General features: G+C 60.4%; 13 protein-coding genes. 7 read left to right on the forward strand and 6 right to left on the reverse strand.

Translation table 11 applies throughout. The features are described from left to right. Positions 1-85 precede the first annotated feature (85 nt). On the forward strand, positions 86-1,477 hold the full coding sequence (locus F6X39_RS03310; RefSeq protein WP_187615552.1) for an FAD-dependent oxidoreductase: 1,392 nt from the start codon (positions 86-88) through the stop codon (positions 1,475-1,477). Between the two features lie 113 nt (positions 1,478-1,590). Then, positions 1,591-1,887 carry a YdhR family protein gene (locus F6X39_RS03315; protein ID WP_018422424.1) on the forward strand — a complete coding sequence of 99 codons (297 nt, stop codon included), beginning with the start codon at positions 1,591-1,593 and terminating at the stop codon, positions 1,885-1,887. Positions 1,888-1,925: 38 nt separating this feature from the next. On the opposite strand, the gene F6X39_RS03320 is transcribed toward F6X39_RS03315, so the two are convergent. From F6X39_RS03320 to F6X39_RS03330, 3 genes are all read right to left on the reverse strand, one after another. Continuing rightward, a complete protein-coding gene (locus F6X39_RS03320) occupies positions 1,926-2,594 on the reverse strand; it encodes a response regulator transcription factor (protein WP_187615553.1) in 669 nt (222 codons plus the stop codon). Positions 2,595-2,612: 18 nt separating this feature from the next. Further along, positions 2,613-3,518, reverse strand: coding sequence for a S1C family serine protease (locus tag F6X39_RS03325; protein ID WP_187615705.1), 906 nt, complete (start codon positions 3,516-3,518; stop codon positions 2,613-2,615). A 240-nt stretch (positions 3,519-3,758) separates the two neighbouring features. Continuing rightward, the gene (locus F6X39_RS03330; protein ID WP_084754273.1) at positions 3,759-3,968 is read right to left on the reverse strand and encodes a hypothetical protein; all 210 of its coding nucleotides are present in this window, start codon (positions 3,966-3,968) and stop codon (positions 3,759-3,761) included. A 163-nt stretch (positions 3,969-4,131) separates the two neighbouring features. Here F6X39_RS03330 and F6X39_RS03335 point away from each other — a divergent pair, with 163 nt between their 5' ends. Further along, entirely contained in the window at positions 4,132-4,554 is a 423-nt protein-coding gene (locus tag F6X39_RS03335; RefSeq protein ID WP_187615554.1) for an ACT domain-containing protein, read from the forward strand. Positions 4,555-4,737: 183 nt separating this feature from the next. Then, positions 4,738-5,199, forward strand: coding sequence for a hypothetical protein (locus F6X39_RS03340; RefSeq protein WP_187615555.1), 462 nt, complete (start codon positions 4,738-4,740; stop codon positions 5,197-5,199). Positions 5,200-5,211: 12 nt separating this feature from the next. Here F6X39_RS03340 and F6X39_RS03345 read toward each other — a convergent pair whose 3' ends face one another. Continuing rightward, on the reverse strand, positions 5,212-7,965 hold the full coding sequence (locus tag F6X39_RS03345) for a UPF0182 family protein (RefSeq protein WP_187615556.1): 2,754 nt from the start codon (positions 7,963-7,965) through the stop codon (positions 5,212-5,214). A 294-nt stretch (positions 7,966-8,259) separates the two neighbouring features. Between F6X39_RS03345 and F6X39_RS03350 the strand changes: the two genes are divergently transcribed. Beyond that, entirely contained in the window at positions 8,260-8,844 is a 585-nt protein-coding gene (locus tag F6X39_RS03350) for a glutathione binding-like protein (protein WP_187615557.1), read from the forward strand. Between the two features lie 62 nt (positions 8,845-8,906). Here F6X39_RS03350 and F6X39_RS03355 read toward each other — a convergent pair whose 3' ends face one another. Continuing rightward, positions 8,907-9,839 carry a hypothetical protein gene (locus F6X39_RS03355; protein ID WP_187615706.1) on the reverse strand — a complete coding sequence of 311 codons (933 nt, stop codon included), beginning with the start codon at positions 9,837-9,839 and terminating at the stop codon, positions 8,907-8,909. Positions 9,840-10,067: 228 nt separating this feature from the next. Then, positions 10,068-11,111 carry an AraC family transcriptional regulator gene (locus tag F6X39_RS03360; RefSeq protein WP_187615707.1) on the reverse strand — a complete coding sequence of 348 codons (1,044 nt, stop codon included), beginning with the start codon at positions 11,109-11,111 and terminating at the stop codon, positions 10,068-10,070. Between the two features lie 488 nt (positions 11,112-11,599). Between F6X39_RS03360 and F6X39_RS03365 the strand changes: the two genes are divergently transcribed. Together F6X39_RS03365 and F6X39_RS03370 are read left to right on the forward strand one after the other, a co-directional pair. Beyond that, complete coding sequence (locus F6X39_RS03365) at positions 11,600-11,764, forward strand: hypothetical protein (RefSeq protein WP_187615558.1); 165 nt, start codon at positions 11,600-11,602, stop codon at positions 11,762-11,764. Positions 11,765-12,366: 602 nt separating this feature from the next. Then, on the forward strand, positions 12,367-12,969 hold the full coding sequence (locus tag F6X39_RS03370) for a DUF4268 domain-containing protein (RefSeq protein WP_316251645.1): 603 nt from the start codon (positions 12,367-12,369) through the stop codon (positions 12,967-12,969). Positions 12,970-13,053 lie beyond the last annotated feature (84 nt).

Raw genomic sequence — 13,053 nt, forward strand, 5'->3', positions numbered from 1 at the left:
CGCTCAGGGGACGCGTCGATCCTACCATGCACGGCAGACGATCATCGCTGCACTCATTGCGGCGAATCGCACTGGAGGCTTTGCCATGAAGAACCTGGGTAAGCATGCGATCGTGATAGGCGCCGGAATGGGTGGGCTGCTGGCCGCACGCGCGCTATCGGATTTCTATTCCGCCGTGACCGTGCTCGAACGCGATGCGTTTCCGGCAGCGGACACCTGGCGCAAAGGCGTCCCGCAGGGTCGTCACACTCATGGGCTTCTTGCCCGCGGCAGCGCGGTGCTCGAGGAATTCTTTCCCGGATATAACAGTGAGGTCGTCGCGGAGAGCGGCGGGTTGCTCGGCGATGTCGCTAACGATCTGCTCTGGATCGGACGCAACGTCACGCTTGCCAATGGCGAGAGCGACCTGACCGGTCTGCTTGCGAGCCGTCCCGTGCTCGAAGGCCATCTGCGACGGCGGCTCCTGGAACTGCCGAACGTGCGCGCCATCGAGAATTGCGCAGTGCGAGGGCTCGCCAGCGACTCTGCCCGCGAGCGCGTGACAGGTGTGCGCATACGTGCCGAAGGCAGGCCCGAAGAGACCGTCGACGCGGACCTTGTCGTCGATGCGACTGGACGCGGCTCGTCCAGCGCGATGTGGCTCGAAGAGCTCGGCTACCGACCTCCCGTCAGCGAGAAGGTCGAGGTCGGCATCGGCTACACCACCCGGACCTATCGACGTCGGCCGACTGATCTTGACGGCAAGCTCGGCATCATCGTCGCCGGGAGTGAGCCGAACTGGCGCAACGGCGTCATCCTCGCACAGGAGAGCGACAGTTGGATCGTCAGTACCGGGGGGTTTCTCGGCGACGAGGCACCCGACAACGATGAGGGCTTTCTCGCGTATCTGGCGACGCTGCCGACCATGGAAATTCATGACATTGTCGCCACAGCGGAGCCGTTGAGCGGCTACAGGCGCTACCGCTACGTCTCCAGTCTGCGCCGCCGGTACGAGACGCTTGCACGCTTTCCCGGGAATTACCTGGTTTTCGGTGACGCTATCTGCAGCTTCAACCCGGTCTACGGACAGGGCATGACGGTCGCGGCGCAGGAGGCGCTGACGCTGCAGCAGTGTCTGCGTTGCGCGGGCTCGAACGATCTTGCGCGGCGGTTCTTCAGGCAGGCCGCGAAAATCGTCGACATCGCGTGGGACATCGCGGTTGGCAACGACCTTCGCAATCCGCTCGTCAAGGGCCCGCGGCGGCCGATGCTGCGTTTCATCAACTGGTACATCGGCTGGCTTCATGTTGCCGCAACCCGCGACAGCACGCTGGCAACCGCGTTTCTGAAGGTAGTCAACCTGATGGTCCCGCCGCCGTCGCTGCTGAGCCCGGCCATTGCCTGGCGCGTCTGGCGAGGCAACCGGAGGTCTGCGCTACCGCCTTCTCGCCCGCAATCGAGCGAGCCGCCTGACAACAAGCGTATTGAACTGACGTAACCCAGCTAAGCGCGGCCACACCTGCATTCGCGAGTCCGAGCGCGTGCAGTTCTCGTCTAGACGGACTCTTCCGTCGGAGCTAATGTTGATAACAGCCTCCAAAGGAGTACGACATGATCGGTGTATTCGTTACGTTTCGCTACGGCGACAATTTCGATGAACGAGCCGTGCGGACGATTGCCGAGACCGCACGTGCAAGGTTTGAAGGAATGCCAGGGCTACGTTCAAAGGCTTTCACGCTCAATTCCGCCAAGCGTGAGGCCACGAACTTCTACGTTTGGGAATCAGAGGACGCAGCCAAGGCGTTCTTCACCGATGAGTTGCTCGACCGGGTCACCGGTCTCTACGGGGTACGCCCTGATGTCGAGTTCGTGCAGATTGCCACGTTGGTGGAAAACGTTCGAGCATGACGTCGTCTAGTGTCGTGGGTAGAGAAACGCGAGCTTGTCTACACCATGATGAATCCGTGCCGCATGCCGAGCATCACCGCTTCGGTGCGGTTGGTCGCACCGAGTTTGCCGAAGATTGACGAGAGGTGGAATTTCACCGTGTTGTCCGAGATGTCGAGGTGCCGCGCGATCTCCTTGTTGCCGAGTCCTTCGGCGAGCATCGCCAGCACTTCGATCTCTCGTAACGTCAAGGCTTCGAACGGTTCGCCGGATCCCTTCTGGCGCGACGGTCTTGTTTCGGCCAGCAGCCTTGCGAGGATGTCGGGCGTCAGCACGCAAAGGCCTGCGGCGACGGCTTCGATGGACACGACGATTTCAGCTGGCACCGCGTTGCGCGGCAGGATAGCCACCGCATCGGCGGGCAACGCATCGAAGATCCAGTCGCTGTCCGGGTCGTCGCTCAACAGGACGAGCGACGGTGACGCGGGCGAAAGTTCGAGTAGAGTCCTGAGCGCATCGCTCGCCTCCGGCGCGATGTCGGTGACGACCACATCCGGCACCGATCCGGCGAGGCAATCGACGAGCTTTTCGGCGTCGGGCGCGCTACCCAGGAACTCAAGTGCCGGGTTCGCCTCGACAAGCGCTTGCAGGCTTGCGCGCTCTTGCCACGATGCCGCAATCACTACGACCCGTAAAGGCGCCCTCCGTATCGTCTGTCCATCCGACATTTGGTCGCTTCCCGGACGTCATCTGCACGAATTCCGTTGGGGCCGTTCGCCCACCGTTACCGAACACGCGTGGCGTTCACCGCCTCGGATCAAGGCGATGTGCAACTGCTGCCCAATGCTTGCGGAGCCGAGCGCCGCACTCACGTCACCCATGTCGCGGCAAGGCTTGCCGTCCAGTTCGATCAGTACATCGCCTATCAGCACGCCCGCCTGCTCAGCAGGGCCGCCCGGCGCAAGCGAATTGATCAGCAATCCACTGCTGAACGACAGGTTCATTTTATTGACCCAGGCGTCCAGCAGGCCGACCCGCTGCGTGCCGACACCAAGGTAGCCCCGCGAGACGCGCCCTTTAGCCAACAGTTCATCGGTGACACGCTCCACGGTCATCCCCGGAATCACGATGCCGGCGCCGCGCATCAGTGCCGAGGTGCAGATGCCGACGACCTGCCCGTGCATGTCGGCGAGGGCCGCCCCTGAGAAACCCGGGCGCAGACCGCCGTCCAGTCGCACGAACGCATCGAGTTGTCCGCCTTTCCACGTGCGCCAGGGACCACCTATGCTGCCGATCACGCCAAAATCAGCGCTGACGCCGGAATCGTCCGCACGTGCGACGGCGAGCGCAAGATGACCCGGCTTCAGTGAGTGGGCGTCGCCAGAATCGATCGGGTCGAGGTCCACGCCGTCCAGTTTCAGCACGCCGACGTCGGACCCCAGATCCAGGCCCGCGAGGACTGCGGCGACCGTACGGCCGTCGGTCAATGTGACTTCGATGCCGTCCTCACGCCTGAGCGTGTGTGCAGCCGTCACGACGACGCCACGTCGCCAGATTACGCCGCTCGACGGCATGCGATGTCGGCCGTGTACTGCGACGACACTCCGCCCGACTCGCGCGACGATGTCTGCCAGATTGTCCGAGAGATCCATCAAAGGATTTCCGCTCGAGGATGTGGTTTCCATTTCAAGCCCCCTGTCAATTGCGTGCGACCTGCCAGTGCTTCGCGTCGACGTTTGTTCGCCTGTCCAGCTAGCGTTGTGACGACGGGTTCACAATGACAGAACGACGGGGGGCCCACACCACCCAAATGGGTAGCCGGGTAGATGCAATGCGGACTTCACGATGCAACGAGTCTGGTCTGCGACCGGCACGTCCTGATCACACTGCGGTTAGCGCCGCCCGCTACGGCCCCATACATAGCGAACCCACCGCTGCCACCGGCTTTGCGGTGGAGCGGGCGCGTGGCGCGCAGTCTGCGCTTCGCAGTCGCGCTGGACGGACTTCTGCACCTGTTCGTGGATCTGCCTCAAACTCATGCCGCCTGGGCCTTTCAGTTTGTCGGGATCGGTAGCAGGATCGCCATCGGGATCGTCTGTCATGAGAATCGCCTGTTTGTGATGAGGCGACTTGATCTTGATACAGATGCTCAGTAGCAGCAAGTTGGACACGGATCGCCGACCGGCGCGTAGTCCGACAGTCCTTGCCGGCACGGCGTTCGTGAAGTAGATTTTTCTAATGAGGTTCGAGCCGGGAGGGACGGCCATGGAACTGAGCGTGGAACGGGTCGAGGTTTGGGCAGCTACCATCGACGATAAACCGGGAGGCCTTGCGAAGGTCTTAAGCGTCTTGCGGGATGCTGGTGTCGACTTGCAGTTCGTCGTGGCACGTCGAACGCCAGAGGCAGCGGGTAAGGGAGTCGTGTTTGTCGCTCCGCTAGAGGGAGAAAGTGCGATCCGTGCCGCCACACAGGCGGGGTTCAGCGTCAGCCCGAGCCTTCACTCCGTCCGTGTAATGGGTCTGGACCAGTTGGGCATCATCGCGCAATTGACCCAGACGTTGGCGGATGGGGGGATCAACCTTCGCGGCGTCTCGGCCGCTGTACTTGGCACGCAGTTCATTGCGTATCTCGCGGTCGACTCGTTGGACGATGCCGAACAGGCGATTGACCTTCTACAAAGGGCCTGAAGTACCCGTACCGGACCGCGAACCGGCTTGGCTCTTGCTGACGAGGCAAGGGGGCCGCTCTGTCTGACACGACTGCCGTCGACCATCTCAAATCCGTTGCGACAAAGCCGAGCGGCCATTTGAATGGCGAACGAAGCGCCGGGCATGGCGGCGAATCCCGATGCCGGTAGGAGGTCGACAGTGATGAAGACACCGACGACCAGAAGGCGGGTGCTTTGGGCGCTCTCGCTTTGCATTATCGCGACTTGCATGGCAGTTGGCGGGGCATTGCTGTTCGAGCTGTCGGTGGTCGGCCGTGCCGTGAGCGATTTCCGCCGGGACGCGGCCCTGGCGCAAGCGGACATCGCGCGTGGCGAGCCGGCTACGCCCGACGAGCGCATCGCCCCGCCCTATCTGAAGCGATACGGGTTGGACCGTAACCTGTACAAGGACATTCACGGAAACTTTTCGCCAACGGGTGCTGACTGGCGCCAATGGGGGCTGCGAACCAAGGTCGCAGCCACTGTGTTGTGGCTGGGTCACGATCCACCGGGAACGTGGTGGACCTACGTTCAGATCAAGTGCGTTGACCGGTTTCCTCAAGCTCACGCCGACAGCGAGCCGATCGTCGATGTTGCCGACGCTTGCCTCGGCGAGCCGCATTGATCGTCCCGTTGGTCACTTCCGATCATCGGAACGGCCAGCGCCGAGTGCCTCGAGCAACGGCCGGAGGGCATCCAGTTCCGCGCCGAAGCCGCTCCAGTCTCCCGCCTTCAGTCGCTCGATGGCGCGGTCATAGTGGACAAGTGCCTCTCTCGCGCGAACGTCCACGCTGCCTCGGGCTGGCGATGCCGCTTGTGCGGTCTCACTGAAAAGCGCCGCCAGCGCCTCATCCAGAGTGTTCTCCATCACCACACGGTCCCCATAGGCGGCAATCACCCGCTTCAACTCCGGCAACTGACCGGACGCCGCTCGCAAATAGAGCGGCGAAACGTAGAGGATCGAGTTCTCGATCGGCACGACCACGAGATGACCGCGAATGACGCGTGAGCCCATCTGGTTCCACAACGAGATCTGCTGTGAGATCTCGGTATTCTGCTGAATCCGCGCTTCGATCTGAAACGGTCCATAGATCAGCTTGTCCTTGGGAAAGGTGTACACGACGAGCTTGCCGTACCCGGGCGGATCGCAACGCGCCGCCAGCCAGGCAATCATGTTCTCGCGCTGGCTCGGCACCATCGGCAGCATGAGGATGAACTCAGCGCGTGCGTCGCCGGGGAGTCGCATGATCGTGTAATACGGCGGCATCGTGCTGGCGGTGCTTCCGCCATCCATTCCGACCAGCTCCCGGGGAAACTGCCACAGATCCTCGCGGTTGTAGAAGATCTCCGGCGCATCCATATGGTAGGCGCGGTAGAGCTGCGCCTGGATCAGGAACAGATCTTCGGGATAGCGGATATGCTTTCGCAGCCCGGGTGGCATCACGTCCAAAGGCTTGAACAAACCCGGGAAGATGCGCTCGTATGTGCGCAGGAGCGGATCGGCGGGATCGCTGACGTAGAAATCGACCGTGCCGTTATATGCGTCGACCACGATCTTGACCGCGTTTCGGATGTAATTGGCGCCGTCGCCGAAACCCGGCCGGGAGTAAGGAAACCACCGGCTGACGGTGTAGGCGTCCTGGATCCAGAACAGGCGCCCATTGCTTGCGACGACATAGGGGTCATGGTCGAAAGTCAGGAATGGCGCGATCGTACGCACGCGGTCCTGAATGTTGCGATGAAGCAGGATCCGGCTCTTGTCTGTGATATAGCCGCTCAGCAGGATGTTCGGATCGTCGAGCTGCCAGGCGAACAGACTCCGGCGTGCCACACTGCCGATGCTGACGCCATCGCGCCCGCTATATGTCGTGTAGGCATTAGTCGGCCGTTGGGGATAGTCGAACTCAGCTACGTTGCCGTTCACGATGACGTAGTCCTGCCGGCCTTCGCTGAAATAAAGACGTGGTTCGCGAATGGCCGGGCCGCCGTTGGAGACTGGCGGAATATCGTGCAGATAGAAAATCGGTAAGCCTTCGGTGGATTTCTCGGTGACTGGCGACATCACGACGCCGATGCCGTGAGTAAAGATAAGGCGCAGGTTCACCCAGGTTTGGGCGTTGGTCGGAAGCATCGCCGGTTCCAGTTCACGCGCCGACAGCATTACCTGTCTGTATCCGGCGTCAAGCTGATAGCGGTCGATGTCCACCGAAAGAAATTTGTAGTAAGTCCTGATCTCCTGCAACTGTGCATAGGTATCCATCAGCGGTTGCACATCCCATAGCCGGATGTTGTCGATGGTCGCCCGATTGGCTTGCAGCGAGTCGAGAGTCAGTCCCTTCTCGGCCTCAAACGGTTTAACCTCGATCTTTGCGAGGCCGTAAGCCTGTCGCGTTAGCGCGATGGCGTGCTCGATATAGGGTGTTTCCAGTTTCAGCTCGCTCGGTTTGACATAGAAGCGCTGAAACAGCGATGGATAGATCACAGCGAACACAAACGAACTGCCGAATACGAGCAGCGCGAGAACGACGGGTTGCAGATGGCTCCGTCGGCGCATGTTGATCCAAAGGGCAACGGATGAGGCCGCGGCAAGGCCCACAAGCATCCACAGGACCGGCAACTCGACGTGGACATCGGTATAGCTGGCGCCGACCACGACGCCGTTGTCGCCATAGAGCAGCAGAAAGCGGTCGAGCCACCACGACCAGGCCTTCACCGCAAAGAACAAACCGAGCAGTGCCGAACCATGAGTGAGGGGGGCGGCCGAGAGCGTGCGTGGTGGCCGCTCCAGCGCGATGTCACCGCGCACCCCGTAGACAGCACCTGCCACGATCGCGCTCCAGAAGATTAGCTGCAGCAGCCAGTTCTTGAGTGCGACATACGCGGGGAGCGAGAACAGATAAAAGCCGATATCCCTGTCAAAGATCGGATCGCGTTCGCCAACAGGGACCTGATAAATGAAGCGAAGCGCGAGGTCCCAGCTCGAGATTTCGCTAGCGGCAATAACCAACCCCAGGACGACCGCGGCGCAGGCAATACTGGAGCGCCAGGGAACGTGCGGCGCGATCAGTTCAGACAATTCAACGGCAACTTCCGTCGGACCCGATCGATCAACAGATTGAGCTCGCAAGACATCGACGCGCCTCGCGTAACGATGCGCCAAAATCCCAGACAGCCATATCGCGCACGCCGAGACTGCGAACACCGCGGCAAACAGCAGCGCTCTCGCGCAGAGGATGGTCCAGAAAACGCCACCATAGCCGATCGAAGAGAACCACAGCCAGTTGACCAGGATGCCGGTGATGCGTCCGACGACAAGCAGGCCAACGATGACGGCCGTCACCGTGATTGCATAACGTCTCAGGCGCACGCCGGACTTCACTTCCGACCGCATGGTCTCTCCTGTGCTGGCCGTCGCCCTGCCCTGCTGCGATTGCGATCCGGGTTCGGAGGCTACATTAATTCAAGCTATCTGAAGCCGCTCCACGAACCATGACGAAAGATCCTTGCGGACCTGGCGCGAGTCAAAACGGACAGTGCCCGGCGCAGCGATGCGGCAATTATGCCAAAGTTCATCCATCGCAATCGACGCTCGACGTCGAACTCTCGTTCCAGGTGTCGACGGCGGCGGCACGCCCTTTGCTGCGTTGAAACGGTTCAGTTCATCTCACGAAAAGGGGCCCCTATCATGAAACTCTACTATTCGCCTGGTGCCTGCAGCCTCGCCGACCATATCGCAATGCATGAGGCCGATCTCACTTTCGAAAGGATTCGCGTCGACTTGAAGTCCAAGGAGACCGAGACTGGGGAGCAGTTCAATCGGATCAATCCAAAGAGTTACGTCCCAACCCTCGAAATGGATGATGGTCAACGGCTTACCGAGAATATCGCGATTCTTTCGTGGGTCGCACAGCGCAAGCCTGCCCTTGCGCCGAATAGCGAACCTGGTAGCCTGCGCCTGCTCGAGATGCTCGCGTTCATTTCGACGGAAATCCACAAACAGTTCGGCCGTGTTTTCAAACCCACTTCGGATGCTGAAGCAACGGCAGCGCGCGAGAAGCTCGGTCAACGCTTCCAGTTGATCGCCACCATGTTCAAGGGCGATTACCTGTTCGGCAGCGAAGCGAGTGTGGCGGACGCCTATCTGTTCACGATGCTGCTCTGGGCCAACAAGGTAGGCATCGAAGTGCCGGAGAAATTGCGAAACTTTGCCGAACTGATGCGCGCGCGTCCGGCCGTCCAGCTTGCCATGAAGCACGAGGGACTCGACTGATGAAACGCAGATCCTCGCCGCGCGCACCTTTAGCTGGATGATTCGTGTGCGTTCGGGCTCGCTCAATGCAGTGTGGCGAGTGCGGCCCGGATACGCATCCCCTGCTCTTCGGAGACGAGCCGATCGAGCACTTCCGCGAAATGGGGGTGATGCATACCGGAATGGAGGTACTGCCACCGGTAGGCATGATGGAAATTCGCTTCGATCGACATGGCTTCTGCCTCGACGACGGCACGCCCGCAGTTCGCGATGAAATACCGCGAGTCCGCTGTCGCCTGCCCGCGCAAAATGCCATCGATCGCAATCATCAGGTCGATGAACTCGTTGACCGCGTTGTCGCGCGCCGCATCTGTCAGCGTAGCGTCGTGCCGCTTCCATTCCAGTTCATCGAGAATGGCGTGCTGACTTTCTTCCTTCCAGTGGTACAGAAATACATCCTTGAACAGCTCCGATAACTGATCGTCAGGATGAATGCTCTGGCGGTAGTGAATTTGCGAGAAGAGTTCAATATGCAGCGTCATGGCCAGCACCGCCCAGGTGCTCTTGCCGAGGACCACGGCGGCAAGCGCATCGGCATCGACGTCGAAGTGGTAACCCGCGGGCAGCGTTTCGCCGATCATTTTTTCGATGCGGCGAAACAGCGCCTGGTGTTTAAGCTCTTCGTCGCTGAAACGCACGAGCGCTTCGAGCGCCACCTGATCGCCGAGCCAGTAGTCGCGGCTCACTTCCAGCACCTTGGCGTTAATGAAGCGCTCGACGAGCCCGAACACGTTCGCGTATGTGCGCCCCTGAATCTGGCTGACGAACCGCTTCTCAGCCTCCGAGAGCATGATGAAATCCGGCACCAGCGACAGCCCGTCCGGCAAATACTTCTGGGACATGTCGAAGGTACGGCCTCCGATCACGTCACGGTCGATGTCCCAACTGACCATCTTCGAAGCGCGAATGCATCGGGCGTAGCGATCGCGATCGGACAGCTGCAATACTGCGTTCATGGAAGTTCTCCCAATATGGACCGCCACGCGGTCTAGCGTTGAGTGTCGATTCACCGGGCAGAGCCAGTCGAATGATCTGGCTTTCCGGCACGCTCAATTTACGATTGGGAGTCTTGAAGTTCTATGATCGAGCCGCCGGACGATATGACTGAAACGCCGTTTCGTCACGTTGGTCGCACAGGTCGACGATTGAGTGGGTAGAGACAGCGCGGCGCGTCACGGCAGGCATCACTGATCCCGCAGTGCGGAAACGCCATGCGTAGGTTGCGCGTGCTGCGCTGATGTGGCCACGCCGTTGGACTTTCCTTTGCTCTTGCGCCAGCCGGCCGGCGGCATGCCGAATTCGCGTCTGAACGCGCGACTGAATGCGGCTTCCGACTCATAGCCAATCTGTTCCGCAACGGCGTTGAGCGGCTTGCTACCGATCAGAAGTTCGTGCGCCGCAATCTGCATGCGCCATCTCGCGAGGTATTGCATGGGCGGCTGCCCCAGAAGATCGGTAAAGCGTTGCGCCAACGCGGAACGCGATAGGCCCACTTTGCGCGCAAGTTCCTCGACGGTCCACGCATGCGCCGCCTGCGCATGAAGCAGCGAGAGCGCGCGCCCAACGTAGCGGTCACGCACGCCGGCGAGCCACCCGGTCTGGTTATCAGGTAGCGCTTCAATACAGCTACGGATTGCTTCGACAAACAGCAGTTCCGATAGCCTGGCAAGCACAATCGTGCCGCCCGCGCGCGAGTCGGCCGCTTCCGCGGCAGCAAGTTTGAGAGACGACTCGAGCCATGCCGCACGCGGATCCTGGCGCATATCGATCTTGAACAGTCGCGGCAGCGATGAGAGCAGCGGATTGCTCAAAGTATCGTCGCAGGCCAGAAAGCCGCACACGATGCGCGTCACAGCGCCCCCGCCGCCATAGGACAGCGTCATCACTTCACCGGGTGCTGTCGCCATCTGCCCGGCCAGTAGCGAGTCCGACGGCACAGGGGAGATATCGATCGCGCTGCCGATGATGTGCGTTTCACCCTGAGGCACCACGATCAGTTCGCCGGCATGGACGTGAATCGCCGAACCGGGATCGTCGGCCAGCGTCGCCCAGCAACTCCCCTCTATGATCAGATGATAAGAAACGACGCGCTCGGAAGGCGGCAAGTAAGCGCCGCAGAGCGATGCATCGGTGCGACCGATCAGACACCACGGCGCGGTGAGTGTCCCGTTCAGAAACACGGCGCCGCTCAGGCGAACAGCGCGCAGAACATCAGAGACTGCATCCATGGATAGCTCGCGTGAAATGCGATTTCCCGGGCGAGAAACCTGGCCGCCGTTCATTCTTCAGGATGGCCAAGGGCTCCATGTTATACCCGCAACCTCACTTGATGACAATTCCCTTACTGACGTTTTTCGCGAGGCTTATGAAACGCTTTGCGGGTCCGTTGAAGACTCGCGCCTGGCAAAAAGCGCACCACGGAACGTGCGCTTCGCCAGGATGACAGGACGATCTTTGTGGACGCCCGCACTGCGCACGCGATGCATCGGCAAGAAGTGGACGATCGGACAAGAAAGATCGACGCACGGGCAGGACGGCAATGGCTTGCCGCGGGCAGAGTTCATGACAGGAAGGAACATCACGGATCGGCGTCATCCGTACTTCGCCAACAAGCCTTCCTCGGACTCTGGACACCTGGCGCGTCACCCAACTTGCACGAATCGGTTCAAGCACAGCAACTGACCGCTTCGCGCAAACACAGTAGCGTGAGACACCGATGAAACGCCTGATAAGCCGTGCGATGTACCACCCGATCATTGCGCTATCCGTTTTCTATCTGGCCGACGTTATGCATCACGTCGATTACAGCATCGCTGGTGCATTGCTGGTTCTGGCCGCGAAAACGATCTCGCATGTTTCAAGTCTGTTCGACAAGGGATAGAGTTGCGATGCGAAGCGTTCGTCGATCAACGTCCGAGCGCGGACGTAGCGGCACCCGAATCACTCGAACTCAACTCTCTGGACGCTTTGCCCGTCCCAAAACACCCGCACGAACGAACCGGCGAACCAAGTCCCGCTCATGAACGGCAAAAGTTGAACCGATTGCCGCGATAACGCCGCTTATCGCGGCCAGCCACCCTCAACCCCACCGGCCCTCTGAAGTGACTGCAGAAGGCCGCCCGCCCCTTGTGCGGGCCTTTTTGTTTTCCAAGCGTCGCTATGCGGAGCGACTCGGGTACTCGCCTCATCGTCGGACTCGACAGGCGGCTTTCGACCGCTCCGCCGCCGGTCGCGGCGCGAGAGGTTAAACGCCCGGTCTCAGGCTCCAGCAGTCGCGAGATAGCGCCGATCAGTGACAAAAATTCGGCCAATGCGGTCGTTGGACCGATCGCTGGCCAAGGGCCGTTATCGGATCCGCTGCAGTCGTTGGGCCATCAGTTACTTCGAAGAAGTGGGCATCGAAAAACTCGGCCCCTGGAGCGACTTTGAGTGGGGCACGCTCAACGGCAGGCTATCGGCGGTGCGCTGGATGCTCGGAGGCGAGTGGAGTCTCTGCAACTGTTTGCGGTAGAGGCAGCACGGCTGAAAATCGACGAGTCCAGACCGGCGCTCAACTTCAAAGTCGTGTGCGCGCCCACTGAAGCACCTATTGCCGACCAAATCGACTCTGGGGAAGTCAGCGATCTTAAGCGCCGATATCAGAGTTTCTTCCAGGGGCTTCTCGATGAGCTTCGAGAAAAGCATGCGTTCACGAATGCGAGGATGGGACAGCCACAGAACTGGTATTCGTTCTCCTCGGAAAACAGCAGGGTATACAAGTATTCGGTCAACTTCACGAACGACGACCGTGTGAAAGCTGAGATCTACATCGACACGCAGGATAAGGCACAGAACGAGGCGCTGTTTGATCTGCTTCTTCAGCAAAAGGATGCGATCGAGCGGGAGTTCGGCGAACCGCTCGAATGGGAGCGCCTCGATACGCGACGTGCCTGCCGGATCGCAATATACGGCGATGGTACGATCAACGCGGAGACCAGCAAACTCGTTAGCATCTCGCAATGGCTCGTCGTGCACTTGCTCAAGTTCCGCGAGATATTTCCGAGATACATCGCTGCGGCGGTGCGCTCTCTGAAGTCCGCGCAATAGCCCAGAAAGCAGCCGCGCGGGGGTGAGCTAACGCGGCGATGCGGGCGCCCGTAGCGGATAAGACCGCTCGCGTACGACCAAGTG

It is taken from the genome of Paraburkholderia sp. UCT2 (genome assembly GCF_014397665.1).
GTDB lineage: Bacteria > Pseudomonadota > Gammaproteobacteria > Burkholderiales > Burkholderiaceae > Paraburkholderia > Paraburkholderia tuberum.

Coding starts and splice junctions, on each gene's coding strand:
- F6X39_RS03350 (WP_187615557.1), top strand. CDS start 8,260: ATGAAACTCTACTATTCGCCTGGTGCCTGCAGCCTCGCCGACCATATC.
- F6X39_RS03325 (WP_187615705.1), bottom strand. CDS start 3,518: ATGGATCTCTCGGACAATCTGGCAGACATCGTCGCGCGAGTCGGGCGG.
- F6X39_RS03340 (WP_187615555.1), top strand. CDS start 4,738: ATGAAGACACCGACGACCAGAAGGCGGGTGCTTTGGGCGCTCTCGCTT.
- F6X39_RS03335 (WP_187615554.1), top strand. CDS start 4,132: ATGGAACTGAGCGTGGAACGGGTCGAGGTTTGGGCAGCTACCATCGAC.
- F6X39_RS03345 (WP_187615556.1), bottom strand. CDS start 7,965: ATGCGGTCGGAAGTGAAGTCCGGCGTGCGCCTGAGACGTTATGCAATC.
- F6X39_RS03310 (WP_187615552.1), top strand. CDS start 86: ATGAAGAACCTGGGTAAGCATGCGATCGTGATAGGCGCCGGAATGGGT.
- F6X39_RS03330 (WP_084754273.1), bottom strand. CDS start 3,968: ATGACAGACGATCCCGATGGCGATCCTGCTACCGATCCCGACAAACTG.
- F6X39_RS03320 (WP_187615553.1), bottom strand. CDS start 2,594: ATGTCGGATGGACAGACGATACGGAGGGCGCCTTTACGGGTCGTAGTG.
- F6X39_RS03365 (WP_187615558.1), top strand. CDS start 11,600: ATGAAACGCCTGATAAGCCGTGCGATGTACCACCCGATCATTGCGCTA.
- F6X39_RS03315 (WP_018422424.1), top strand. CDS start 1,591: ATGATCGGTGTATTCGTTACGTTTCGCTACGGCGACAATTTCGATGAA.
- F6X39_RS03355 (WP_187615706.1), bottom strand. CDS start 9,839: ATGAACGCAGTATTGCAGCTGTCCGATCGCGATCGCTACGCCCGATGC.
- F6X39_RS03360 (WP_187615707.1), bottom strand. CDS start 11,111: ATGGATGCAGTCTCTGATGTTCTGCGCGCTGTTCGCCTGAGCGGCGCC.